Annotated in this window: 13 protein-coding genes and 4 pseudogenes; 10 read left to right on the top strand and 7 right to left on the bottom strand. The window is 45.8% G+C overall.

Annotated features, from left to right (window positions below; all coding sequences use genetic code 11):
- Positions 1 to 11 precede the first annotated feature (11 nt).
- The 5 genes from AHMF7616_RS05515 to AHMF7616_RS05495 all read left to right on the top strand — a co-directional run bounded on the left by AHMF7616_RS05515 (position 12) and on the right by AHMF7616_RS05495 (position 8,110).
- Positions 12 to 1,235 carry a class I mannose-6-phosphate isomerase gene (locus AHMF7616_RS05515; RefSeq protein ID WP_115371972.1) on the top strand — a complete coding sequence of 408 codons (1,224 nt, stop codon included), beginning with the start codon at positions 12 to 14 and terminating at the stop codon, positions 1,233 to 1,235.
- 385 nt (positions 1,236 to 1,620) lie between these two features.
- Complete coding sequence (locus AHMF7616_RS05510; RefSeq protein WP_115371971.1) at positions 1,621 to 2,685, top strand: sugar phosphate isomerase/epimerase family protein; 1,065 nt, start codon at positions 1,621 to 1,623, stop codon at positions 2,683 to 2,685.
- Between the two features lie 5 nt (positions 2,686 to 2,690).
- Complete coding sequence (locus AHMF7616_RS05505; RefSeq protein ID WP_115371970.1) at positions 2,691 to 3,854, top strand: Gfo/Idh/MocA family protein; 1,164 nt, start codon at positions 2,691 to 2,693, stop codon at positions 3,852 to 3,854.
- A gap of 1,020 nt (positions 3,855 to 4,874) precedes the next feature.
- A complete protein-coding gene (locus tag AHMF7616_RS05500) occupies positions 4,875 to 7,220 on the top strand; it encodes a PAS domain-containing protein (protein ID WP_115371969.1) in 2,346 nt (781 codons plus the stop codon).
- Complete coding sequence (locus tag AHMF7616_RS05495; RefSeq protein WP_147275609.1) at positions 7,190 to 8,110, top strand: sensor histidine kinase; 921 nt, start codon at positions 7,190 to 7,192, stop codon at positions 8,108 to 8,110. The genes AHMF7616_RS05500 and AHMF7616_RS05495 overlap by 31 nt, the downstream gene beginning before the upstream one ends.
- Before the next feature lie 57 nt (positions 8,111 to 8,167).
- Here AHMF7616_RS05495 and AHMF7616_RS05490 read toward each other — a convergent pair whose 3' ends face one another.
- Positions 8,168 to 8,947: a 3-keto-disaccharide hydrolase gene (locus tag AHMF7616_RS05490; protein ID WP_115371967.1), complete on the bottom strand. Its 780-nt coding sequence runs from the start codon at positions 8,945 to 8,947 to the stop codon at positions 8,168 to 8,170.
- Between the two features lie 586 nt (positions 8,948 to 9,533).
- Between AHMF7616_RS05490 and AHMF7616_RS05480 the strand changes: the two genes are divergently transcribed.
- From AHMF7616_RS05480 to AHMF7616_RS05460, 5 genes are all read left to right on the top strand, one after another.
- Complete coding sequence (locus tag AHMF7616_RS05480) at positions 9,534 to 10,697, top strand: FG-GAP repeat domain-containing protein (protein WP_233507346.1); 1,164 nt, start codon at positions 9,534 to 9,536, stop codon at positions 10,695 to 10,697.
- A gap of 615 nt (positions 10,698 to 11,312) precedes the next feature.
- Entirely contained in the window at positions 11,313 to 13,826 is a 2,514-nt protein-coding gene (locus tag AHMF7616_RS05475) for a DUF1549 domain-containing protein (protein ID WP_115371965.1), read from the top strand.
- A 179-nt stretch (positions 13,827 to 14,005) separates the two neighbouring features.
- Positions 14,006 to 15,472, top strand: coding sequence for a DUF1501 domain-containing protein (locus tag AHMF7616_RS05470; RefSeq protein ID WP_115375474.1), 1,467 nt, complete (start codon positions 14,006 to 14,008; stop codon positions 15,470 to 15,472).
- Between the two features lie 252 nt (positions 15,473 to 15,724).
- Positions 15,725 to 16,789: an NHL repeat-containing protein gene (locus AHMF7616_RS05465; protein WP_115371964.1), complete on the top strand. Its 1,065-nt coding sequence runs from the start codon at positions 15,725 to 15,727 to the stop codon at positions 16,787 to 16,789.
- A 131-nt stretch (positions 16,790 to 16,920) separates the two neighbouring features.
- Complete coding sequence (locus tag AHMF7616_RS05460) at positions 16,921 to 17,463, top strand: hypothetical protein (protein WP_115371963.1); 543 nt, start codon at positions 16,921 to 16,923, stop codon at positions 17,461 to 17,463.
- 441 nt (positions 17,464 to 17,904) lie between these two features.
- Here AHMF7616_RS05460 and AHMF7616_RS05455 read toward each other — a convergent pair.
- From AHMF7616_RS05455 to AHMF7616_RS05435, 6 genes and pseudogenes are all read right to left on the bottom strand, one after another.
- Positions 17,905 to 19,022, bottom strand: a pseudogene (locus tag AHMF7616_RS05455) (acyltransferase family protein).
- Between the two features lie 275 nt (positions 19,023 to 19,297).
- Positions 19,298 to 20,446 (bottom strand): annotated as a pseudogene (locus AHMF7616_RS05450) (alpha/beta hydrolase-fold protein).
- 94 nt (positions 20,447 to 20,540) lie between these two features.
- Positions 20,541 to 21,368, bottom strand: a complete 828-nt coding sequence (locus AHMF7616_RS26995; RefSeq protein ID WP_233507344.1) for a beta-xylosidase family glycoside hydrolase — start codon at positions 21,366 to 21,368, stop codon at positions 20,541 to 20,543.
- Positions 21,365 to 22,275 (bottom strand): annotated as a pseudogene (locus AHMF7616_RS26990) (family 43 glycosylhydrolase). Before AHMF7616_RS26990 ends, AHMF7616_RS26995 begins: the two are co-directional and overlap by 4 nt.
- A gap of 135 nt (positions 22,276 to 22,410) precedes the next feature.
- Positions 22,411 to 24,881 (bottom strand): annotated as a pseudogene (locus tag AHMF7616_RS05440) (glycoside hydrolase family 95 protein).
- Between the two features lie 164 nt (positions 24,882 to 25,045).
- Positions 25,046 to 26,755, bottom strand: coding sequence for a RagB/SusD family nutrient uptake outer membrane protein (locus AHMF7616_RS05435; RefSeq protein ID WP_115371962.1), 1,710 nt, complete (start codon positions 26,753 to 26,755; stop codon positions 25,046 to 25,048).
- Positions 26,756 to 26,762 lie beyond the last annotated feature (7 nt).

The following is a 26,762-nucleotide window of genomic DNA, read 5'->3' as shown; positions in this document are numbered from 1 at the left end:
ATTAACTTTTAATGGAAACTAAGGAAAAAACAAGTTTAGCCCAAAAAGCATTAGAGCAAGGAAAAGGCATTTTACGCTTGGCGCCCACTTGGGTACCCCGGTCGTTTTGCGTACCTGGTCGCCGCATAAAACTGCACCCCGATGATTATTACGTCCTCGGCGGCGAACGCGGCGGCATTGATGAACGGTGGTTATCGTCTACTACCCCGGCTAAAAACGGTCCGCTTACCGGCGAAAACGAAGGCTTAAGTGCCATAGTTTTGCATGATGGCGCGCAGGAGCAGCAAATTTTGTTGAAAGATGCCATCGACGAGTTAAAAGGCGAAATTATTGGCGAGCGCCTCTGGAACGAATACCAAGCCTGGCCCATGTATTCTAAATTTTTCGATAACATGGGACCGCTCCCCCACCACATTCACCACAGCGACGAGTACGCCGCCATGGTGGGCCAGTTAGGCAAACCCGAAGCTTATTATTTCCCGCCGCAGCTTAATAACCACGGCGGCGATTTTCCTTATACTTTCTTCGGCATTGCCCCGGGAACTACCAAAGAGCAAATTAAAGAATGCCTGCAAAACTTTACCAAAGGCGATAATAAATTAACTAACTATTCCTCGGCGTACCGCCTGGAACCCGGCACGGGTTGGGATGTACCGCCCGGCATTTTACACGCTCCCGGCAGCTTATGCACCTACGAGCCCCAGAAAGCATCCGACATTTTTGCCATGTACCAATCGTTGGTAAACGAAGCTATTATCCCGGAAGAACTCTTGTGGAACGGTACGCCCGAAGACCGCAAAGGTGACTACGACTTATTAGTAGAAGTTATTGATTGGGAAGCCAACGTGGACCCGAATTTTATGCAGAACCACTTCATGCGCCCAAAACCGGTGCGTGATGCAGCCGAAATGCAAGCCGAAGGGTATATTGAAAACTGGATCTGTTACAAAAACGAAGCCTACAGCGCCAAAGAACTAACCGTGTTACCCGGCCAAACCGTTACCATTAAAGACAGCGCGGCTTACGGCTTAATTGTGCTGCAGGGTCACGGCAAAATGGGCGTCTGGGACATTGAAACGCCCGCTTTAATCCGCTACGGCCAATTAACCAACGACGAATTTTTCGTAACCGAAAAAGCCGCTCTGGAAGGTGTTACCATTAGCAATCCTTCCACTTCCGACCCGATTGTGATGCTGAAACACTTTGGCCCGAATAATCCGGATTTGGTTTTGTAGAAGTTAGTTTCTAGATACTAGACACTAGATACTAGATTTTAAAAATTATCCCTGACAGTCTTTCCTAGCGCAAGTCTTAGCGTAGCGAGACTTGTGCTAAATAGACAAATGACAAATGCAAGTCTTCAGACTTGCTAATTACTTGCTAATTGCCGCTTTTGGAAGTCTGGAGACTTCCTTATGGTATTAGGTTACAAGCCGCGATTCGCTAATTCTTGCACCAGATTGTGCCATAAATAGAAGTAGCTTGCATGGTAGGTAATGCCGCATCTCCTTCCCTGTTTTTAGGGAAGGTGCCCGGAGGGCGGAAGGGTAATACACCGCCCAAGCTATGCCAACAAGTAACGATAGGTGTAAAAAATCAAAAATTTATAAAAATAGCCTTATGAACCAGAATAATTTTCCAAAACTCCACAACGCTACCTGGCCCGGCCTGGTAGGCAAAGGACCTGATTCGGAACCGGTCATTCCGTTCGATACGATGCTGGAAATGACCGCCGCTGCCGAAGTAGACGGTGTTAAGTTTGATGGCATTGATATTGGCCTCATGGACCCACACCTAAACATCGACAGCACCGACGATGATATTAAACGGCTGGCCGACAAAGTAGGTAATTTAAACCTGAACATCGGCAGCATGGTAGCACCCATCTGGGGCGGACCGGCGATGGGCAGCGAAGCAGACCGGAAGCAATTTGTCGAAAGCGTACGCAAATCCTGCGTGTTCGGCCAGAAATTACGCGACTTGGGCGTGCGGCCTTACGGCGTTATCCGCATCGATTCGGCCAGTTCGCCGCAAAGCTGGGCCGCAGATCCGGTAAATAACTCCAAGTTAATTGTGCAAACGTTTCAGCAAGCCTGCGACGTAGCTGCCGATTTCGGTGAAAAACTAGCTGCCGAAGGAGAAATCTGCTGGGCCGGCATGCACAGCTGGCGCGCCATGATCGAAACCCTGGAAGCCGTAAACCGGCCCAATATGGGCTTTCAGGCCGATATGGCGCACACTTTACTGTACTTAATGGGCTATAACAGCCCCCAAGACCGTATTTTGCCGGAAAACTATGATTGGAGCGACCGGACTCCTTTAACCGAAGGCTTAAAACAACTGACCGCTGCCTTGCGCCCCTGGACCATTGACTTCCACGTGGCGCAAAACGATGGCACCGTGTTTGGCTCCGGCTCCCACGACAAAACCGGCCGCCACTGCCAAGCCCTGGACCCGAATGGTAAATTAAATATTGTGGAAGATGCCGGCCACTGGCTGCGCGACGAAAACGGTAATTTAACGAAAGCCTTCCAGCATATTTGCTGGGATGGGTGCATGTTCCCGAACGACGTTATGAATAAGCAGCAAACCTGGAACGACATCCTGGCTACCTTAATTAAAGTACGGCAAGCCCACGGTTGGTCGGCTCCGGTGCCAGTAAACGCAGAATCTTTAATCGGATAAAAAATATGAGCGATAAAAAAGAATTAAGAATTGGATTGATTGGCGGCGGCTTTATGGGCCGAACGCACACCAACGGTTACAAGCGCGTAGGCGATTTCTTCCCGGAACTCGCCTACCGACCCATTTTAAAAGCCGTGTGTACCCGCAGCCCCGATAAGGTAAAAGCCTTTGCCGAACAATGGGGTTACGAGTCGTACGAAACGGATTGGCGCGCCGTAATTGCCCGCGACGATATAGATGCCATTGATATTTGCACGCCCAACGATACCCACGCCGAAATTGCGATTGCCGCCGCCGCCGCCGGTAAAATGATTTTGTGCGAAAAACCTTTATCCCGCACTTTAGCCGAAGGCCAGCAAATGGTTGATGCTATTCAGCAAGCGGGCGTACCCAATACAGTTTGGTACAATTACCGCCGTCTGCCAGCCGTTACCCTGGCCAAGCAATTAATTGAGGCCGGTAAACTGGGCCGCATCTTTCATTACCGGGCCAACTTTTTGCAGGACTGGACCATTAGCGCCGATGTGCCGCAAGGCGGCACCGGCACCTGGCGCTTAGACGTAGAAGCGGCCGGCTCCGGGGTAACCGGCGATTTGTTGGCGCATTGCATTGATACGGCGCTGTGGCTCAACGGCAGCATTACCGATGTATCGGCGGTTACCGAAACCTTCGTGAAAGAACGAACCCACGCTTTAACCGGCCAGAAACAAAAAGTGGGCATTGATGACGCTTGTATTTTCCATTGTCATTTCGAAAACGGCAGCTTGGGCTTGTTTGAATCCACGCGCTACGCCCGGGGGCACAAGGCTTTGTACACGTTCGAAATAAACGGCGAACACGCTTCGATCCGCTGGGATTTACACGATTTAAACCGCTTGGAATACTTTGATCACCGCGACGAATCCATTGTGCGGGGCTGGCGCTCTATTCACGTAACCGACGGCGACCAGCCGTACATGAACAAATGGTGGGTACCCGGTTTATCTATTGGCTACGAGCACAGTTTTGTGCACCAGGTGGCCGATTTCTTAAAAAGCCTGGAAACGGGCGAGCCTTGCTCCCCTACCTTTGAGGAAGCTCTGGAAACCCAGAAAGTATGTGAAGCCGTTCTGGAATCAGCCGCTACCCGCAGCTGGAAAGAAACGGGTGTGGGCGAATTGGTAAAGTAATTCAAATTCTCATTACAAGGTGGTCAGGGTAAGGAAAAATCCTTTTTTCAGATCCTGACCATTTTTTTAAATTTTTCCTGCTTTTCTTTCGCTAATAGTAGCTGGTAGTTTCCATGGCTGATTAAATGATCTTACTTTGGAGCCTTTTCAAGCCTCCAGGCTCAGGTGCTATCTAGCTTGCTAGCCTCTAGTTTTGCCTCGTGGCCGGCGGGCCCCGTTTGGCTCTTCCGGGCTGTCTAAGCTTGTTTTCCTCCTTACGTCGGAATGCCTGCGGCATCACAACCTTAGAAGGCCCTCCTGAGCCAAACTGGTGTCAGTTACTCTTAGCTGCGCTGATATTCATATACTTCATGAAGTAATACTGTGAAATGTTTAAGTAGTCCCATCCGATGACACGGGCTTACTCCCATAGGCTATGTGAGGAAGTAAATAGAATCAAAGAGACTATTCTAGCTAATTCTAGTGATTGATTGCAGTTAGTAAATATATTTTCCATAACTCTTATTCCAATTTACTGCGCTCAAGAGCCGCAACTAAGAGTAACTGACACCAGTTTGACTCAGGAGCACCTGCTAGGGTTCCGGTGCCCTAAGGCATTCCGTAGCGGAGCGAGGAAAGGAAGAATGAAGCAACAGCGGCATCTCCTCCCCTGTTTTTAGGGGAGGTCCTGGAGGGGGAGGGGTTAACGAGGCCCGTCAACCACGAGGCAAAACTTGAAATATCAAACTAGATAGCACCTGAGCCTGGAGGCTTGAAAAGGCTCCAAAGAACTACGCTTACTATTAAGCATGCACTCTGGAAACTAATAGCTACTATTCGTTAAAATTTAAAAATAACAATTAAATTCAATGGTACTTTTATATAATTCCGCCATTTTACAGTTCTTTTCTACGGCCTTTCCTTAATTTTTTCGTAATAAACCAGATTAAGCTGGTATAAAGTATTATAATAATTCAATGGATTTTTTATTATTTTACATGGCCAGCTTAACTAATTAATTGCAGATAAAAGGAGGTACTAATGACGGAGCGTACGGGAAATAAGGTACCAAATAATGTTACGCATAAAAAAGAATTCCCGGAAGAGCAATTTACTGGCTTTTATTTACCGTTCGAACAGTTTTTAGCGGCCGTTCCGGATTTATATTTGATTCTTTCGCCGGATTTAATAGTACAATCGGCCACTACGGCTTTCTTAAAAGCTACCCACCATCAACTTCAAGATCTAGTCGGAAAGTATTTTTTAGAAGTACTTACTCCTGGTTTATCTCTTTCGAACTCCACAGCGGCCCAGCGGATACAAGCCGCAGTGCAAGAAACAATCTCCACCCAAAAACCACAGCGGGTAGTTGGTTTAGAAGGTCATGTAACGTTTATGCCATCGCGCAAGAAACCGGGAGCATTTAAAAAATGGAACATCTTAAGTACTCCTGTCGCAACAAAACCTTCCTCCCTAGAAGCTATCCTTTTAAAATTTGAAGAGGTAAATCTACCCGCTACACCTGAAGAGGGAAAGGTGGAGTTAGAAACACCCCCGGTAGCACCCCAAAACGGGATCAGCATAGGATATGCCGCCGAGGTACCGGAAGAAGACTTCCTCTTACAAGAAGCGCAGGAACACGCAATAGCCCGGGAAAACCTATTCAAAACCGCCGAGGAAGTTGGCCAGTTCGGTAGTTACGAAATAGACCTGGAAACCGGTAGTTTGACTTTCTCCGATGGCATGTTCCGGCTTTTCGGCGAAGAGCCGCAATCTTTTACCCCCACCCTCGACTTTATCAATTCGCGCGTTAATCCCGAGGACATTATTATGGTTCGAAAAATTCTGGACCAGGCTGCTTCTGATAAAAAACCTTATTTCTATACCCGTCGCATACAACGCAAAAATGGGGAATGGCGCCAAACGGAATCGCATGAAAAAGTTATCTGCGATGCTGCCGGCCGGGTGGTCCGTTTAATAGGTTTAGTGCAAGATGTTACCGACCGGAATACCACGGAAAAAGAATTTAGAGAAAGTAAAAAATTATTACAATCGGTGTTTGATACCAATTTAATGGCTTTTTCCATCTTGGAAGCCGTTCGGGGCCATGATGGCGCCATTCAGGACTTTCGCATTAAAATGGTGAACAAAGCCCTGGAAAAGCAAACCCAATGCACCGATTTAGTAGGCCGGCTGTATACGGTAGAGTATCCTGGTATAAAAACGGCTGGTTTATTCGATTGCATGCTTCGGGTAATGGATACCGGCGAAACAAGCCAATTTGAATATCATTATCCCCACGAAGGATTTAACCACTGGTTTTCCTGCACCTTCGTTAAAATAGATAACGGCATTTTTGCTTCTAATTTAGATATAACTACCCGCAAGCAAGCTGAACTCAAACTCGCGGAGCAAACGTATTTAATTCAGCGCATTACCGAAACAGTGCCCGATATGATTAGTGTGATGGAACTGAAATCCCGGAAAACAATTTATCAAAATAAAGAAATTTTTACCTTGTATGGCTATGAACCGGAGGTATTGGAATCTTTAAACGGCAATGAAAAATCCCGTTTAATTCATCCCGAAGATCAGCCGGTTTTAGCGGAGTATTTTGAAAAATTCAACACGATTGGCAACGAGGAAATTAACACGGTCGATTACCGGGCCATTAATTTTTTAAAAAATTGGCAATGGTTTCACGCGCGAGGCAAAGTTTTTCAGCGCGACGAAAATGGAAAAATAACGCAGATCTTAAACGTTATTCAGAATATAACAAAACGTAAAAACGCAGAGCAAGAGCTAAAAGAAAGTAAAGAAATGCTGCAGGAGGCCTACAATGCCGCCCGGCAAAGTAAAGACCAATTTGAAGCCGCCATTAATGTGTCGCCGGTAGTACTGAGTATTTTAAAAACGGTCCGGAACGAGCAACACGAAATTATAGACTTTTATTTTGAATGGGTAAGTAAAAGTGGAGAAAACCTGATTGGCCGGGATGTAACCGGCCAGAAATTAAAAGAAAATTTTCCGCAGCTCTGGCAAATTCAGGTATTTCAGCAATTTGCCCAAACCGCTGAAACCGGGAAACCGACGGATTACGAAAGCCATTACCAGTCGGATGAGTTGGAGTTGTGGGTGCGGTGGAAAGCCGTACAGTTAACCGATGGTTTATTTGTGTCGGTGGAAGATATTACGGAGCGGAAGAAAGGAGAAACCGAACTCGTTAAAAACCTGACCTTACTCCGGCAATCAGAAGAATTAGTGGGTTTGGGCAGTTGGGAATACAACCCGGAAACTCAGGAGTTTAAATGGTCTGATGGAATGTACCAGTTGTTCGGGTTGAAGCCCGGTTCGCCGTGGCCTTGGAAACTTACCTGGATTACGTAATTACCGAAGATTGCTCCATAGCCGAAAAAATCATTTATTTACTCCGGAAAAAACAAGGTTCTTTTGAAGAAATCCTACGCATTAGAGTTGCCGGAAATGTGCAAACTATAAAAGTAAAAGGAGTAGCCATTAAAGATGAAGACGGCTTTACTCTTAAAATGCTGGGGCTAAATTTAAATATTACCGAAATTAAAAACCTGGAAGAAGAAAATTTAACCCTCCGGTTACAACAGCAAAAAGATTTGTTGCTGGCCATTTTGGAGGCTCAGGAAGAAGAAAGAAGAAGAATATCGGAATCGCTGCACAACGGGGTCGCCCAGATTTTATACGCGGCGCAACTCAGTCTGGAACAGATAAACCTGACTCAAACCCCCACGGTTTTAGCCGAATTAAAAAACACCTTAATTAAAACCGAAACGTTAATTAAAGATGCTATCCGGGAAACCCGCCAGGTTTCGCACGAGCTGGTTCCGCAGCTATTGGAAGAATTTGGCCTGGATGCCGCCATAAAAAATTTCTCTGAACGGTTTTCGCACACGGGCATTAATCTTATGTGCATTGGTTTGGAACAACGGCTGGAAAAGCATTTGGAACTGGCAGTTTACCGCATTTCGCAGGAGCTGGTGAATAATATTGCCAAACATTCCGGCGCCAGTCGCGGTCGGGTAGAGCTGTTCCGGGAGGGTAATTACCTCATTATCGAAGCCCAGGATAATGGCAAAGGCATGAACCCCAATGCCACCCACCAAAAAGGCATTGGGTTAAAAACCATCCGGGACCGGGTAAAACTTTTAGCCGGCAACATGCATTTTGAATCCGACCCAAACCGGGGAACTTTAATTACCATTACGCTACCCTGGCCTGATACTAAAATTTCCACCACTTGGTAAATACAAAAGGAGAAAGGTTAATCTACTTAACCTTTCTCCTTTTTTTAATTTTTTTATCTACAACTGCTTTATCCGCAAATTCCGGTATTGCACTTTCATGGGCGGCCCCACGTGTACTTGCACGCCCAGTAAGCCTTGCATTTTACGGTTTACTGTATCGTTGTCGGTTACATCGCTCATTAATTTACCATTTACGTAGTGCAAGAGCCGATTGCCTTTAATTATTAAATGAAAATCATTCCAGTCGTTGCTTTTGATAAAAGTCTGCAGGGAGTCGCTGCTGCCCAAAGAGCCGGTTACCTGGCGGGCCTGCCAGGCGTTATTTTTCACATTAGCCCGGAATGATTCCGGATCCGCGGCATTTTGCTGCGTATTTACCGTTACTTTTTCGCCGCGGTAAGCCAAAGTAGTCCGGCCCCGTTCTTCGTAGTTTTGCCCCGTATACCGGATTTTACCATCAATATCGGCCTGGTAGCCTTTTAAAGCAAACGGAATATCGGTTAGCTGCTCGCTGCGGTAATTAATACCGGTGTTACCATCCGTGGTAATCCGGAAGGAGCCTTTGAATTCAAAATCAGCGGGTGTACCGCCTTTCCAAATGATAAAGGAGTTGGTTTTTAATAAAGTAGTCGGCGTAATTTCGCCTACCAGAGCGCCCTCTTCTACGCGCCAGTAAGTAGGGTCGCCTTCCCAGCCTTGCAAGGTTTTGCCGTCGAAAATGGCGGTAAATCCTTCTTTGTCCCGCTTATTGGTACCCGTGCTCTGGCAACTGCCGGTTAACAAACCCAGGCACAAAATAGCTACCGGAATGCCGGCAAAAAACGCTTTTTTAAACATGCTGCTATTGTTTTATTTTTTAAATTTTTTAATTTTTTGTTTTCTCACGGCAAGCTTACGTTGTTTTCCGATCCTGGTAAAACCAATCTTCTATTCCTCTGTTTACAAGCCGCGTTTGCTAATTTATCAGTTGACCAAAGGCTTTCTATCCTGTTCTATCCTGCTTTACATTATTTTGGTTTCAGCAAGTTTTGCAAGCATCGCCCGTAATTTAAATTTTAAAAATAAAATTAAATCTAAGGTAAGCGTAATTTTTATCTTGAATTAGCTAAGGCCAGTTAATAACAAATAAGTAAATGGACACAAGTAACAAGACACACGTATCAAGACGAAACAAGTTATACATAATTAATAATCAATGATTTGACTTGGTGTTTTTGTCATAAGAATGCCTATTTTAATTTGTCCTTTTACTTAATAAAATTTAACCCGGCAACAAGCAGGATACAGCAGGATAATAAAGTGGAGGTTCGTAGCCAAATTTAAAATTGCTGAAATGTGAAATAGCAGCTGGTACGGGTAGTAATTGCAGGTTCCTTTATTTTTAAGTTATTTCGGCAGAGTTCATCCCAAAACTTTATTTTATATGCGAAAAGTGGTGCTATTGGGTTTGTGTTTGGTAATGCTATCTGTACTGAGCTATGGTCAGTCTGCCGAAAGTAAACCTACTCCGGGCAGCCGGCCGGTTAAATTTTTAAAAAAACAAATTGCCGCCGAAAGTTTTGAATCCGTAGCCGTTTTTGACGTGAATCAGGATAGCAAACCGGATATTGTTTCGGGAGCTTACTGGTACGAAGGACCGCTTTTTTTTAAACGCCACACCATCGGCACCGTGCCCCGTATGAACGAGTACTGGGACGATTTTTCCACGATACCCCTGGATGTAAACAAAGATAACCGGCAGGATTTTATAACGGGCGGCTGGTTCGGCAAAACCTTAATCTGGCGCGAAAACCCCGGCAACGATAAAGAATGGGCGGAACACATTATTGCTAAACCCGGCAACATCGAAACTACCCGCTCCTGGGATATCGACAACGACGGCGTACCCGAAATAGTCCCCAATACGCCCAACGACTCCCTGATTATTTACCGCTTAAACCAAACTACGCCGGGGAAATTTGATCGGCACCGCATTACGGGCAAACACGGCCACGGCCTGGGTTTCGGAGACCTGAATAACGATGGCCGCGGCGACTTAATAGTAGAAAATGGCTGGCTCGAGGCCCCGGCTCAACCCTTTGCCCAACCCTGGACCCTGCATCCGGATTTTAAACTCGGTACTTCCAGCGTGCCTATTCTGGTGGTAGATGTAAACCAGGACAAAGTAAACGATTTAATTGTGGGCCAGGCGCACGGCTACGGTTTGCACTGGTACGAGCAGAAAAAAGATAAAAATTTAAAAAAAATAGCCTGGATTAAACATCCCATTGATTTAGTAAACTCCCAATACCACACCATGGAATGGGTTGATATAGATAATGATGGCCAACCCGAATTAATTACCGGCAAACGCTACCGGGCGCATAACGGCAACGACCCCGGCGAAACCGATCCCTTGGGTTTATATTATTTTAAATGGAACGGCGAGTCATTCACCAAACAAATTATCAGTTACGGCCCGTTTGGCGAAGGCAAAGGTGCCGGCCTGTACTTCAGCGTAGCCGACCTGACCGGCTCGGGCCGCAAAGATATTATAGTGGCCGGAAAAGATGGCTTGTATGTTTTTTATAATCAAGGAAGTGAGTAAATTACTAAATGCTTTTGGGCGTATAGTTGTAATTACCGGGGCGAGGCAGAGATAGAGTTAATGGTTTTTAAAACTACTGATTTTTTAATTTTGTATGGCAAAACAACGAACAATAGATACCAAGTAAATAAACACCAGTATCAAGACTCTAGTATCTAGAATTATGACAAATAAAAGGTGTTTAATTGATTATAATCGTAATAACAATTGATTTCTAAAACTAGGGTTTATTATTTCATTTGTCCTTTTTTTTAAATTGAAATAAGTCAGAAGCATTTGTAAAAAAATTAACTAATTATACTGTTCAGTAGCTAAAAGCAAACAACATCAGTTTGGCTATGGAGGGCCTTCTAAGGTTCCGGTGTCGACGAAGGAGACATTCCGCAGCGGAGCGAGGAAAAGAAGCTTAGACTAGCCCGGAAGAGCCAAACGAGGCCAGCCGGCCACGAGGCAAAGCTTGAAGTTGGCAAGTTAGATAGCACCCGCACCTGGAGACGGGAACCGGCTCCACAGAAAAACGCCAAATAAAAGAAAGCCAGATAGAACCAGAGAATGGAGACTTGAGAAAGCTCAAAAAACAAGAACAATAAAAGACAACAACTACTTTACTCCGGCATGACTCCCAAAAAACACCAACAAACAGGTATAAAATTTAAAAAACCAGGGCTTTACCTGCTATTTTCTATTTTCTACCTGGGTTCGGCGCTAGCCTTTCCGGCGCTAGCCGAACCCTTGCTGGCTACTCCGGCTGCGGAAGGTTTCTGGCTCTGGAAATTACTGGGTCGCTTGCATCCCTTGGCCGTTCATTTTCCGGTTACCTTGCTTTGTTTAGCGGCGGTGTTGGAAATAGCTACCTTCCGGAATTTTACGTCCCGGTTGCGGCCCGGTATTGATCTGCTGGTAACTATTGGTGCCGCCGGGGCCATTATTTCGGCTTTGCTGGGTTGGCTACTCGCCCAGCAGGAAGATTACGCCGGCGACCTTCTGGCCTTACACCGCTGGACGGGCGTAGCGACGGCGGTTCTGGGAGCCATTGCGGCTATTTTGTTATATTACATCGAAAAACAGGAACGTTGGCCTTTGATAAAAGTTTACCGGGGCGTTTTGTTGTTTACGGCCATCGGGGTTACCGCCGCCGGCCATTACGGGGCTTCGCTCACGCACGGCGACGTGTATTTAACCAGCGTTATGCCCTGGACGGATGATTACGAAGCTACCCCGGCTCCGGAAAAAAAATTTAACCTGGTGGCCCTGCAGGAAAAGGGCAACCTGGATGCGGCCAAAGAGCTGGAATTAAACGTGCAGGTGCGGGCCATTTTCGCGCATAGCTGCTACAAATGCCACAGCGCCGATAAAATAAAAGGCGAGTTGCGGCTGGACCAAAAAGATTTAGTATTTAAAGGCGGCAAATCCGGACCCATAATTGTGCCGGGCCAACCCGGTAAAAGTGAGTTAATCCGGCGTATAACCTTACCCCGCAGCCACAAAGAATCGATGCCGGGCAAAGGCAAAGCCTTAAGCACCGAAGATATCGCCTTGATTACTTACTGGGTAAAAAAAGGCGCGCCCTGGCCCGATAAAGGACAAAAAAGCGCTTTCCGGATAGCCGAACTGAAACCCCGCAGCCCCAACTTGCCTCCGCCCACCCAAAATTTAAAAAATCCGGTAGATTTATGGGTAAACCAATATTTTTTAAAAAATAAGACGGCCTGGCCCCAAGTAGTCAGCGACCGGACGTATTTGCGCCGGATTTATCTGGATATTATTGGCATGGTGCCTACGCCGGAAGAAGTACAGAAATTTTCAGAGGATTCCCGGCCCGATAAACGCGCTTTGTGGGTGCGGCAATTATTAAACCGCCAAGATGATTATGCTTTGCACTGGCTTACTTTCTGGAACGATGCCTTACGCAACGATTACTCCGGCACCGGTTACATTACCAACGGGCGGTACAATATTTCGGATTGGCTCTATAAATCCTTGCAAACCAATAAACCTTATAATCAATTTGTAAAAGAACTTTTAAACCCTACCGAGGAATCCAAAGGATTTATCAGCGGCATCCAGTGGCGGGGAGTGGTTAATGCCAGCCAACGCGTCGAAATGCAGGCGGCTCAGAATGTATCGCAGGTATTGTTAGGTTTAAACTTAAAATGCGCCTCCTGCCACGACAGCTTTGTGAGCGACTGGAAACTAGCCGATGCTTACGCTTTTGCCAACGTGTTCGCCGACTCAGCGCTGGAAATTAATCGCTGCGACGTGCCCACCGGCAAAATGGCCGACACCCGGATTTTGTGGGAAGAATTAGGTGCCATCGATAAAAACGCGCCGGTAAAAGTAAAACTGCAGCAACTCGCCGACAACCTGGCCAAACCGCAAAATGGCCGTTTGTACCGCACCATCGTAAACCGGGTGTGGGGTCAATTTATGGGCCGCGGCATTATTACACCGGTAGATGCCATGGATAACGAACCCTGGAATCAGGATTTACTCGATTGGCTTGCCTCGGATTTTGTCGCCCAAGGGTACAACATTAAAGAACTGATTTACCTGATAACTACCTCTAAAACCTACCAGCTACCTTCGGTGGGGATAAAAGATGTAAACTGGCTCAACACCCCGGAATATAAATTTACGGGCATGCTGCGGCGACGTATGTCGGCGGAGCAATTTGCCGATGCCGTAAGCAGCGTCATTCAACCAGTTTACGCCGACTCGGCAGTACAATATAACCCGGCGGGCAAAGATAAACCTAACCCTATTAAAACCCCGTTCGTGCGGGCTTCGCTGGTGAAGAACGATGGTTTCCTGACTGCTTTGGGCCGGCCTAATCGCGAAACGGTAATTACTAGCCGCGATACCCAGGCTAACTTGTTACAAGCGTTGGAACTTACCAATGGCAAAAAATTTAACCAGGTTCTTCAGCAGGGAGCCGAAAACTATATGACCCGGTTTCCGCAATCCGACGCCTTAATCCGGGAAGTATACCGAAAGGCTTTTAACCGCGCCCCGTTGCCTCAGGAACTAACCGTAGCTCAACAAATGCTGGGCGAAAAACCAAATTCCGAAGCCGTGCAGGATTTTCTCTGGGCTATTGTCATGCTCCCCGAATTTCAGTTTATTTATTGATAGTCCCTGGTCGACAGTCCATAGAGAATTTAAAAAATTGTTTCATGTATTTGGTAAATGGTAATTGGTAATTGCAAAAAGCCGCCTCTCCTTCCCTGTTTTTAGGGAAGGTGCCCAGAGGGCGGAAAGGTAAAAGCCAGACCTATAAAAACGAAAAAAATTTTAAAAAACAACCAGCGATGAATGCCAAATGGGATAGACGCGAATTTTTAAAAACCGCTAGTGCTGCTACCCTCGGCGCACTAGCCGCGGGTGCTCCTGTGTCCGGTTTATTAACATCTTGTAAAAGCGATAAAAACCAGCAGATATTAGAGTCGGAAGTAGTTAAAAATAAAATAGCAAACTCTAAAGCCGATACCGTCATATTGTTATGGATGGCCGGCGGCATGGCCCATACCGATACCTTCGACCCCAAGCGGTATACCCCCTTCGAGAAAGGCATGGACTCCAACCGGGTTTTAAGTACTTTTAAATCCGTACCCACAGTGCTGGATGGTATTTCTTTTTCGGAAGGCTTAGAATCTATCGGGCAAGTAATGGATAAAGGCACTGTAATCCGGTCGTACGTGGCGGCGGATTTAGGTTTTATTCTGCATTCGCGGCACCAATACCACTGGCACACCTGTTACGAGCCGCCGCAATCGGTAGCCGCTCCGCATTTAGGAGCCTGGATTGCGAAGGAACTCGGACCGAAAAACCCCGTTATACCGGCGTTTATTGATATTGGGCAGCGCCTAACTTTGGGCGAAGGCGAAGAATTAAAAGCTTTTCATACTTCCGGTTTTCTGGGCAACGAGTTTGGCCCGTTCATGATTCCGGACCCTACCAGCGGCCTGGACAGCGTAAAACCGCCGGTGGGCATGTCGTACAAACGGTTCGAAAAACGAAATCAGTTATACAACGACTTAATCAGTAAGAGTGCTTTTGGCGAGTTTGGCAGTAATTACCAGAAAGAATCGTTGAAAAGAGCGATGGAGCAATCGTACATGCTTTTAAACTCCCCCGAAGCCAAAGCTTTTGATTTAAGCACCGAACCCCGGGAATCGTACCAGATTTACAACACCGGCAAGTTTGGCTTAGGTTGTTTGCTGGCCCGCCGGCTCACCGAAAAAGGCGCCCGGTTTATTAGCGTTACTACCGAGTACGTGCCTTTTCTGGGTTGGGACACGCACGAAAACGGCCACACCCGCGCCCGCGACATGAAAAAAGAAATTGACGGCCCGGTCGCACAACTCATCAAAGATTTAGATAAAACCGGCCACCTGGACCGTACCCTGGTTATTCTGGCCAGCGAATTTAGCCGCGACATGATGCTGGAAGGCCGGCCCGGTGCCGAAGTAAAACACCAGGTAGATCAGCCCACCGTCATTAACGACATTAAAAATTACGGCATGCACCGCCACTTTACCGATGGCTGCTCGCTGTTACTTTTTGGCGGTGGCATAAAAAAAGGTCATGTTTACGGGAAAACTGCCGACGAACGCCCCTGCAAAACCATTGAAAAACCCATTAAGATTGATCAGATTCACCAGACCATCTACCACGCCTTGGGCATTGCCGAAGATGCCCACGCCATTGTGGAAGAACGGCCTTTTTACACCACTCCCGATGGCTTGGGAAAACCCGTAATGGAACTGTTTGCTTAAGCCTTGCAAATTCGGTACATTATAATTTTAAAAGATAAGCAGCAGGCAAGTGGTTGGTTTATAAAGGCTCTAGGTTATTTTTTAAAAATTTAACTAGTACTGGTTTTCATAGTACCTGATTAAAGGTGTAGTGAACCAAGGATTGGCTAATGATACCGCTTATTTTACAAAAAGCATTTCGTTTAAAATTAGAAGTATTACTTACTCAAAATCAGCAAAAAACAATTCACCCGATTGTAAAAATTTAAAAAAATGAATCAAGATAATACCCGTCGTAACTTCCTGAAGAAAACCGGTTCTGTTTTAATTGCCAGTTCCTTATTTCCTACTATCTGGGTAAAGAAAAGTCAGGCGAAAACGCTGGCCGTAACCGTTGGGCACCATTCGCACCAATACCGGGTAGTAGAAGGCTGGGGCGTTTTAGATGCGGGTAAAAACCCGGTGAACGATTGCCACGAAATGGTAGAAGATGCCCAAGGCCGGTTGATCTTACTCACCAACGAAACCCGCAACAACGTTTTAATCTACGATAAATCGGGCAAGCTGCTCGAAACCTGGGGCACCAGCTACCCCGGCGGCCACGGCTTAACCTTAAGTAACGAAGGGGGCGAACAGTTTTTGTTTATCACCGACACCGACCGCAACCAGGTAATTAAAACCGACTTAAAAGGCCAAGAAATTTTAAAATTAGACTACCCCCGCGAAAACAAGAGCTACAGCCACCCAGGCGAGTTTAAGCCCACCGAAACGACCGTGAACCCCAGCAACGGCGATATTTACGTGGCCGATGGGTACGGCTTAAATTTTATTACCCAGTATAACCGCAAAGGCGAATACATCCGGCATTTTGGCGGCAAAGGCACCGCCAACGAACAATTTGATTGCTGTCACGGCGTGCTCTACGATAACCGCAATGCCCAAAGCCCTACCCTGCTCATCACCGACCGCTCGCATACCAGTTTAAAGCGCTTTACTCTGGACGGCAAGTATTTATCGACCATAGCGGTACCTGGTTCTTTTATATGCCGGCCGGTTGTTAAGGGCAAAAACATGTACGCCGCCGTTTACCGCAGTACCTCCCAGGATTACCCCAATTCCGGTTACATTACCATATTCGACGAAAAAGACCGCGTTATTTCCACACCGGGCGGCACCGAACCCAAATACGTTAAAAACATTTTACAAGAACAGCAAAAAGACCGCAGCTTCACCGCTTTTATGCACCCCCACGATGTTTGCATTGATGGCGACGAAAACATTTATGTACCGCAATGGGCTTCGAAGAAAACGTACCCGATAAAATTAGAACGAATTTAGTAATAACCAGATGACAGCCTTACTTGCTAACTAGTCGCTGATTGCAAATTTAAAAATCCGACCCTACTATGCTGATTATAATGCTAATAACCGGAACAACTCCGTTTATCTAGAAGTTGTGTTTAATTAAAATGAAAGAAGGATACAAATTCATAATACAACCTGACGGGAGTGAACGAGAAATCGACTGGCCTGAATTGAATCATTTAAAGAAGGATATTCTTTGGATTTTTGATGAGAATTATGGTGACCTTGGGAATGCCTTTGTTCCATCCTATTCATTTTCACAGAGATATTGGGAGTATTTAACTTTGGATGGTGATAAATGGTTTTATGAAGAAGATAAAGCCTTTTATCATCGGGGCTTGCTTATCATACTATTGTGTTGCTGTTCCGAATATATAGATATCCCAACAGGTAGCCAGGAAGTTTTTCCTCGTCAAGATTTACCAATAATTGCTAAATATGTAGAGGAATATAACTCTAAAAGTAAGGAAGAAATTCTTTTAAAGGACAAAATTCTATTAGGCTTAAACATTGCCCAGTCAATACCTGAGGACGACCTTAAAAACAAGGAGTATGTACATCCTAAAGTTGGGGAATACCATAAAGACATAAATGAAATTGGAAATCCAATAATAGAAAATTACTTTAAGTCTATTTTAGAAAAATAACTGAACACAACAAAAGCTAAAAACCATTAAAACGTTTTTTAGCCCAGCCGTTAGCCTCTAGCTAAAAGAATAAAACTGATAATAGTGATAAGATTTTTACTACTTGTAATTATTACTTTCTGTACCAGAAATCTTGTTTAGGAACAGGAAAGAATGGGTAGATACGAGCCATTATTGTAAACAGCTGATTTTTTAAAAAATTAGAGAAAACAATAAGCCTGGGTAATTCAATCTAGATATCTGCTGCAGATTTGAACAAGAAGCAACCGGTAGAATATTTCAAGGCCGCTGGTGAACTCTTGCAAAGTTCAAAATTTGAATGGCTACCGTGATGTTTACCCAGTAAAAACAATGGAACCAAATATTAGGCACTTGAACTAGCTTCATTCTTTTACCCCGTTCTAAAAACGGGGAGCCAACATCATCATCCCTACCTACTAATTAGCGGTTATTATCCAGTTTAGTAAGGCTGCTGCTTTCATACTTGCCGTTTTTTTTAGCCAGAAATCTTCGGACCGGTATGTCATAGAACACCATTACCAGGTATGCACTAACCACCAGGAAAAAAATGCCCGCTAGTACAATGTAAATTAGCTCGTGCGTTGCTGGCTTTTCTTTGGTAAAATAATTTCCAAAAACCCATATCGCTGCATAATGCGTCATGTAGAGCGGATAAGATAAGTTGCCGGCAAATTGACAAACCTTGTTCCAGGGGGCGACAGGCTTGAGCCGGCTCCTAGAGAAACCAACAATGGAAAATAGAACAGTACAACCAAGGCCTCGGTCAGCCAGTTCCACTTAGACCCTGGCATGATAAAAGCTAAAAACAACAATATGGCCAGACCAACAAATCCCAGCCGGTTTTTTAGCATCCAATTCGACCGGTAAAGGAACAGGCCGGCTAAAAAGGAGTAAGCCATCCGGGCACCCCCATCTAAGAAGTTATCTTTGGACCATCCACCCAGCAGATTTCCCGCCCGATAACTAACGAGTATAATGCCGATAGCAGCCAGGAAGGTGCAGGTGGCCAGGGAACGGCGGCCTACCTTATAAAAAATGAAAACATACAATATATTGGCTACATACTCCCAAAACAAAGACCAAGAGGGCGCATTGAAAGCAAAAAGGTTAAAGGCCCGCTCTTTTATTAAAGGAAGCGGAATCATAAAAAGCGAGCCAACAAATAGTAAAGCAATTTTGCCCGCCTCGTTGGCGCTGGGAGCGGCAAAGGGATCCCAAAGAAAGCCCAATAATCCTAACACCGAACCCAAAATCACTAACGGATGCAATCGGATCAGCCTTAATTTAAAAAACTCTTTTATTCCCATTTGCCGGATCCGGTTATCATAAGCGTAGCCTATTACAAATCCGGATAAGCAAAAGAAAAAATCAACGGCTAAAAAACCATGACCAATAAAGTTTTTATTCACATCGGGGAAAACCCATTCCAGAAAGTGAAAAATAACCACCGCCAGTGCGGCAACACCTCTTAATCCATCCAGAACTTCAAAATGCTGTTTCGTATTTGCAATACCTGCGTTCAGATTTTCCTGATTCATAGGGCTAAGGTAAGGTAAAAAAGCCAAGCATGGCTACCCCTGGCTTTGGGCAATAGCCGCCCAGGCACAACGTGCAAGCAACACAAGAAAGTTTAGGCCGCTTTAAAAGCAGCCAGTTAAACCTCTCCCCTGCTCAGGCTCCTGATAACCCGAAGTACCCTTTTGTTAAACGGCTTACATCATGTTTCTATTCAAGCAATTTTACAAGACTACCATTATTTATTAAATGCAGGAATCAACATTTAAAAAAGGGCATTTCGGTTTTGTCAACCTTATTAAAAGTTATTGATAGGCATAGGGCTGGGCTGGGTTTTCGTTAATTTTTTAAAAAGAAGCGGAGCAAGTTCCTTCAGGCTTCGGCGCCAGGTTTGAAACTCGTGGGCAGTACCTTCCGAAACAAAAGAAACAGCATGGAACCCGGCCGCTTTAAGATCCGAAGTTGCTTTTCTTACCCGATCCGGATTTTCCTTGCTACCGGCACTCAGAAAAATGAGTTTTACATTGGACTTGTCTTTGATTTCTTCCGGCGTATAAACGCCTCCGCTCATTAAGCCATAGTAAGCAAAAACATCTGGTTTGTTCAGGGTAATGGTATGCGTTGCAAAACCGCCCATCGAGAGGCCCGCCATGGCGCGGCTATTCCGATTAGCGATGGTGCGAAAATTTGTATCGACGTAAGGAATTAGTTCCTCCAGCAGCACCGTTTGAAAGGGATTGATATCGAAATTTCTTAAACCGCCTGGTGTGCCTGGTCTGATATTGTTGGTCATGCCGTAGGTCATAACAATAATAAAAGGTTTTATCTGGCCTTCGGCAATCATATTATCCATCATTAGATTAGCCCTACCCTGATTGCTCCAGGCATTTTCATCTTCGCCCCAGCCATGCTGCAGGTACAATACCGGATATTTAGTTTTGAGGTTTTTATCGTAGCCTGGCGGTGTGTAAACTAAGGCCCGGCGCGAAGTATTGGTGCTCTTGGAAGGAAATAATACCTGCTGCACATGGCCGTGCGGAACATTTTTAAGGGCGTAAAAATCTTGGTCGTGCGCCGGGATCTCAATGCCACTCTCCCAACGTATAGAGCCGTAATAGTTTAAAGTGCCCGGGTCGTTAAAAGTGCCACCATCTACGTTCACGTGATAATAATGAAAACCTTCATCCATGGGGCCGGCTGTGGTGCCGGTAAAAAAACCATCCGCTGCTTTAGTAAGCCGGGTTCCGCCTTTTCCACCCAGGCCCAGGCTTACCCGAACACTGTCGGCCTGCGGGGCTTTTATCTGAAATCGGGCATACCCTTGCGAATTAACCTGCGGATATTCTTGACCCGGCTGATTTTAAACGGAGGATTTAAAATCCTCTGCTCTGGCCGGTTGGTTGGTTTGCGCGAACGCTACACCATTGTTTAAAGCAGTGGCAAACAGGATGACTAAAATTTTGACCTTCAATGGCTTTGTTTTTAAAATACCTGGGTTCAGTATTTGCTTGAGTAATTATTTATAAAGGAAAAATCAAATTTTACGGTTGAATATCATTAGCAGAAGTGGCGTATAACCCGATTAAAGACCCGGTAAAACCACCGGCTACGTTGGTAGAAAGAATATCTCCGGAGACGGAGCCACCGATATTTTTAAAATTTTGCTTATCCGTAGCATAATAAAATTTATATTCATCTCCTTGGGCTACTACTTGTAACTGAACAGGTTTCCGGACATCTACTTTTTCACTGGCCAAAACGGTAGTGTTCCCTTTTTCAGTTCTGGCTAAAACCAGATAATTGTCGTTTCCTTTTTTAGTTATTCCTAATACATAGTTAAATTTTTCGCTCTGGTAACACGCCAGGCCAGCTAAGTCTTTTTCCGATTTTGGGATATATTTTAGAGTAACATTGGCCGTAAAGGCATTATGCTGCTGCCGATGCCACAGGGCCGAGATAGGCGCTACTGCTTTAATAGTGTGGGCAAAAGGTGTGATTTGCAAACCGTTTTTGCCGGTGCTAAGGAACTCCTCCCGCGGACCACGCATGCTAATCCACCGGTAATCTAAATATTTTGCGGTAAAATTATCGGTGAAGGTAAAGTTACCGTTGGGGAAGAAACCGTTTTGCCCGGTTTGGTTTTTTATCCCGCCTGGAGTTTTAAGTTTAGGTTTTAAAGGTATTAATCCGTTTTCAAATACCGGAAACTCGCCACTCCAATCTACGGGCAATAGAAAGGTTTCGCGTCCGGCGTTTACCCGGTCTTTTTCGTTTGGCCGGATTCCTAAAAATACGGCGTAATATTTTCCGTCTGGTCCTTCTGTTAAATCGGCGTGGCCGGTCCAATCCATTTTATTCGGCCGGTTCACCGTTGGGTAAGAATCGGGTTGTTTTTAGCCGGCGTGTACGGCCCGATTACATTGTCGCTGGCAAAAATTACTTCGGTGTGGTTGTCGCCGGTACCGCCTTGGGCACACATTAAGTAGTAGCGGCCATTCCGCTTGTAAATATGCGGCGCTTCAATCCAGATCGGCTTTTGGGTAATATCCGTACCCCCATTCACAATAATTTTGTCGGTGCCCGGTACTACTTTATCAGTTTGCACATCGTACTCCCATATTTTAATTACCCGGTGCCCTTCGTATTGTGCCGTACCTTTGGGGGGCGCATCGTTGTGCACCACGTAAGCTTTGCCGTTATCCTCAAAAAAAGCGAAGGATCAATGCCGCTAAATTGCAATTTCACCGGGTCGCTCCAGCCTTTTGCCGGGTCTTTGGTCTTCACCACGATATTTCCCATGCCCCCGGAAAACTGCGTGGTGATCATGTAAAAGGTATCATCTTTTTTATTGTACTTGATATCGGGCGCATAAACGCCGGCAGATATACCCGAAGTTTCTACTTTTAATTGGGTTGTCCGGTCTAAGACGTGACCGATTTGTTTCCAGTTTACTAAGTCATTCGAGTGAAAAAGGGGTACTCCCGGAAACATGGCAAAAGAAGAATTTACCAGGTAATAATCATTTCCCTTGCGCGTAATACTGGGGTCCGGATAACAACCTTGCAGAATAGGGGTATAAAACTCATCGGGTTGCAGTGGGTTTTCCTTGTAAATCTGGTCATTGCCCTGATAAGTAAATTGCGTGAAAACCGGAATATCTTTTGAGACCTTTTTTGTTTCTTGCGCCGACGCGGAAGAAGTTAGTAAAGCAATAGCCAGTACTACGAATAAGGACCGTTTGGGCAGGAGAGCAAATTTAAACTTGTTATTTTTCATTATTTACATAGAGCTTTAAAGCAATGTAAAGAGTAATTGTAAAAAAAACGTTTAAGTCTTAATTTAATAATTGTCAAATAGTCAATTATTATCGTTGGCAGCCGCAAAGCTTGTGTTTTTTTTAAAAAATAAGCTTTAAAGAGCCGTGAGCGTGTAGGTTTGGCCGGCTTGCGTGGGAACATCGTACAGCAAGGTTTCTTTTAAATTTACCGGTGTAATAGTGGCCCGCGTAGCTACCAAGGGAGCGGGCGTTTCTTCTACTTGGTAAAAAGCATTAGGATTATTACCAGCCGCCTTTTTCAGGGTGCCGCCTGCCAAGGAAACAGCGTTAGGAACGCGCAGCCGCAGATTACCGCCCAGCTTTGATTTAATAATTGCTTTCACCACTTTGCCATTTTTCCATTGCAGGCTTTCTATCTCAAAGCCGCCCATGGCCCGCAAACCACTAATGCTACCATTGGCTTGCCATACGTCGGGTAATGCGGGCAGTAAATGCACGGCTCCGTCGGCGCTTTGCATCAGCATTTCCGTAATGCCCGAGGTGCAGCCAAAGTTGCCGTCGATCTGAAAGGGCGGATGTGCGTCAAATAAATTATTATAAGTACCACCCCCTTCCCCAAACTGTTCCCGGCTTATTTTTACCGGGGTAAGCTGCGCCTGTATTAATTTATACGCGTGGTTGCCGTCCAACAACCGGGCCCACCAGTTTACCTTCCAACCCATACTCCAGCCGGTAGATACATCGCCGCGGTGCGTAAGGGTGGTTTTAGCGGCGCTGTATAATTGCGGGGTACGGTACGGTGATATTTGGTTAGAAGGATATAAACCGTAAAGATGCGAAATATGCCGGTGTTTATCTTTTGGGTCATCAATGTCATCGAGCCACTCCTGCAACTGACCGTACTGCCCCACTTGCATCGGGGGCAAACGCTGGCGCATTTGTTTTAAAGTATCGGTAAAAGCAGCATCTTTTTTTAAAATTTCGGCGGCTTTAATGGTTGTACTAAATATATCAAACACAATTTGGTTGGTCATGGTGGTACCGGCATCTAAAGAAGAGTTCTGGTGGGCCGCCGGGGCATTTTCCGGCGACATGTCCGGATTAATAACCAGCCATTTTTTGGTGGGATGTTCGACTAAGAAATCCACGTAAAAAGTGGCAGCTTCTTTTAAAACCGGGTACACCGAAGCCAGGAAAGCTTGATCGCCACTGTACAAGTAATGTTCCCACAAATGCTGACTGGTCCAGCCGCCGGCCCCGTTCCAGATGCCCCAAGTAGCGCCATCAATAGCCCCGGTAAACCGCCAGATATCGGTATTGTGGTGCGCCGCCCAGCCGCGGGCGCCGTACATTTCTTTAGCTGTTTGCCGGCCGGTAACTGACATATCTTTAACTAGTTGCAGGAAAGGCTCGTGCAGTTCCGACAAATTGGTTTTTTCGGCCGGCCAGTAATTCATTTGCGCGTTAATGTTAATGGTGTATTTGCTATCCCAGGGCGGCTGAACTTTGTTATTCCAGATGCCCTGCAAGTTAGCGGCTTGCCCCCCCGGCTGGGACGAAGAAATTAATAAATACCGGCCAAACTGATAATACAACGTTACCATCTGCGGATCATTCACTGCTGCAAAGTTTTTCAGCCGTTCATCCGTTGGCAGATTGGCCGCTTTCGCAGTGCCTAAATCTAGTTTTACCCGGTTAAAATATTTTTGATACGCGGCAATATGCGCTGGCAATATGGTCGCAAACGATTTCGGATATGCTTTATTTAAATAATCGGCGGCTCGCTTGTTGGCATCACCGCTTACATCGTGGTAATTGTTAAAGTTGGTGGCAATGGAAATATAAATGGTGGCGGAATTAGCATTTTTAATAATGAGCGCGGTGTCGTTGGCTGTAAGCGCCCCCCGTCTAATTTAATCCGGGCAATGCCTTTAAAATTTACCAGGCCTTTTACCCCGTCGTGGTCCATAGTGGTGCCGGTAGTAGTTAGCTCTTTTGCAGCGGTAGTCTGAACCACGGTTTTGGGCAAGGGCTTGGTAAAAGAAGCATTAAAGGAAAGGCTACCCGGTTTGCTGGCCGTTAAGCGCATCACTACTACCCGGTCCGGGAAAGAGGCCAGCGCTTCGCGGGTATACGTAACTCCATTTACCGTGTAAGAAGTTTTGGTTACCGCCTTTTCAATATCCAGTTCCCGGTAATAATCGGAATAGGTACCATGACCGGCGAAGGCCAGCTGCAGGTTTCCCACGGGCTGAAACATTTGCCCGTGCGATTTCTTGGTGATAATGGCTTGGTTGGCTATCTTTTCGGCTTCTTTTTGTTTCCCAGCAAATATGAGTTGACGAATTCTAGCTAAAGAATCCAGCGCCATCGGATTATCATTCCGGTTGGGGCCACCGCTCCAGACCGTGTGTTCATTCAACTGAATAATTTCTTTTTCTACATTCCCGTAAACCATGGCTCCTAACCGGCCATTGCCAATGGGCAAGGCATTTTCCCAGGTGGTGCCGGATGGTTGGTTGTACCAAAGCTTTAAACCGGGTTTTGTTTGGGAGAAGCAAACGGTAGTAATGAATAAAAAACAAACTGCAAAAAAGATTTTCATTGCGTTAGAGATTAATTAGTGCTGCTTGGGAGAAATATTAAATTTATTATGTCTTCGATTACAATAGATAAGTTTAGTAGAAAATATTTAAAAAAAAGCTACGTACCAAGTTGCCGGATGGAAAAATCCGGCAACTTGGTACGTAGCTCTAACATCAATTTTTACTACCAGCCGGGAGTTTGCAATTCCGGGCTGTTTCTTCTAACTTCCGCTGTTTCTACCGGCAGAAAATTCATTTTGTCTTCGTAAGGTACTTTCTGGAGTAATACCACGTTAGGGTTATACGTTTTAACGCCCGTAGTTAAGTCCTTGATAATATCCATTCCGCGAATGGGTCGGTTTTCCACCACGTTGGCTATCTTCCAGCGCCGGATATCAAAATACCGGTGTCCTTCAAAGGCCAGTTCAATTCTTCGTTCGTTGTAAATCCGTTGCTTTAACGCCTCGCCGGTAACGGTAGCGGGTATGGCGGGCATGCCTACCCGGGCTCTTACTTTCGAAATATATTCGCGGGCAGTAGCTTCATCACCCAGGGCAAACTTGGCTTCGGCATAATTTAAATAAATTTCGGCTAAGCGGAAGAAAGGCCAGGGAGTAGTATAGGTCGTTTGCCAGTTAAGCGGACCATCTTCCGGCATAAACTTTCTTAAAATATAACCGCCCCGCGGGTTATCGCTGCTTTGTTTGTACGAATCCGGCCCCCACTCACTCACGTTGTTAGCGGCTACCCACATTTCGTGCGTGTCGCCCCGGAAAACACTGTTATCGTGGATAACGGTAGCTTCAAAACGAGGATCCCGGTTTTGGTAAGGATTAGCCGGATCGTAGCCAGAAGCAGCATTAACGGTTTGCACGTCCCCGTTCCAGGTAAAGGCGGGTTCGCCGTTTTTCATCTCGTAATCATCTATCAGGTTTTGCGTAGGGCCATTGCTGGCCCACCAGCCCCCGTAAGCCCCGTAGCGGCGGCCTAAATTGTGCATGGGTGCCTGGTGGCCATTGGTAGTGGTAAAATTGCGGGCAAAAATATACTCGTTCTGCGAAGCGCCGCTCGGCATGTTAAATAGTTTTCCATAATCCGGGTAAAGGGAATAGCCGCCGTCGCCGTTGTTAATGAATACCGCCGCGGCGTCGGCCGCTTTCTGCCATTTTTGTTTATCGTTGGCGGGGTTAAACAAAGGCGAAGCAGCGTACAACAACACCCTGGATTTTAAAGCGTTGCTGGCGTCTTTGGTGGCGCGGCCGTAATTAGCCGCATCGGATGAGGCGAATTTAGCCGACAGTTCCGGTTCGGCTTCGCTCAAATCTTTTTCGATAAATGCCACGCATTCCTCAATCGTATTTCGCTTAAATATTTCTTGCTCGCCCAGTGCGTACGTTTTAGTAACAATAGGTACGCCCCCGTATCTTTCGATTAAATTAAAATAAACAAAGGCCCGCAAAAATTTAGCTTCGGCAATTAAACGCTTTTTCGTGCTAAATTCGATCGCATCGGGAGCCGCCATTTTATCCAGGAAAATATTAATTTTCCGGATGTACTGATAGCCCAGATTCCAGTAATTAATGTAGCCTCCCCAAAAATCGCCCCCCGCGGCGGAACTGATATTGTCCGGAGTAAAGGTATTGCGCTTAAAAATATCGGCCCCGCAACACGGCGCACTATTAAAAGCTTCATCGGTATATTTTGAATACATGTGGATGTAAAACCCGTGCGGAACAGCATTGTACAATTCGTTATGATACGCCCGGATTAAAGCTTCATCGTTCCAGACGGTTTCTTCGGCCACCCGGTCCTGGGGTGCTATATCTAAAATATCTCTTTTACAGGAACCTAGTACGAAGCTAAGCAGTACTATAAAACTTACTATTTTTTTCATTTCTTAA

It is taken from the genome of Adhaeribacter pallidiroseus, assembly GCF_003340495.1.
In the GTDB taxonomy this organism is placed as follows: Bacteria; Bacteroidota; Bacteroidia; order Cytophagales; family Hymenobacteraceae; genus Adhaeribacter; species Adhaeribacter pallidiroseus.
This window is presented reverse-complemented; position numbering and strand designations above follow the sequence as displayed.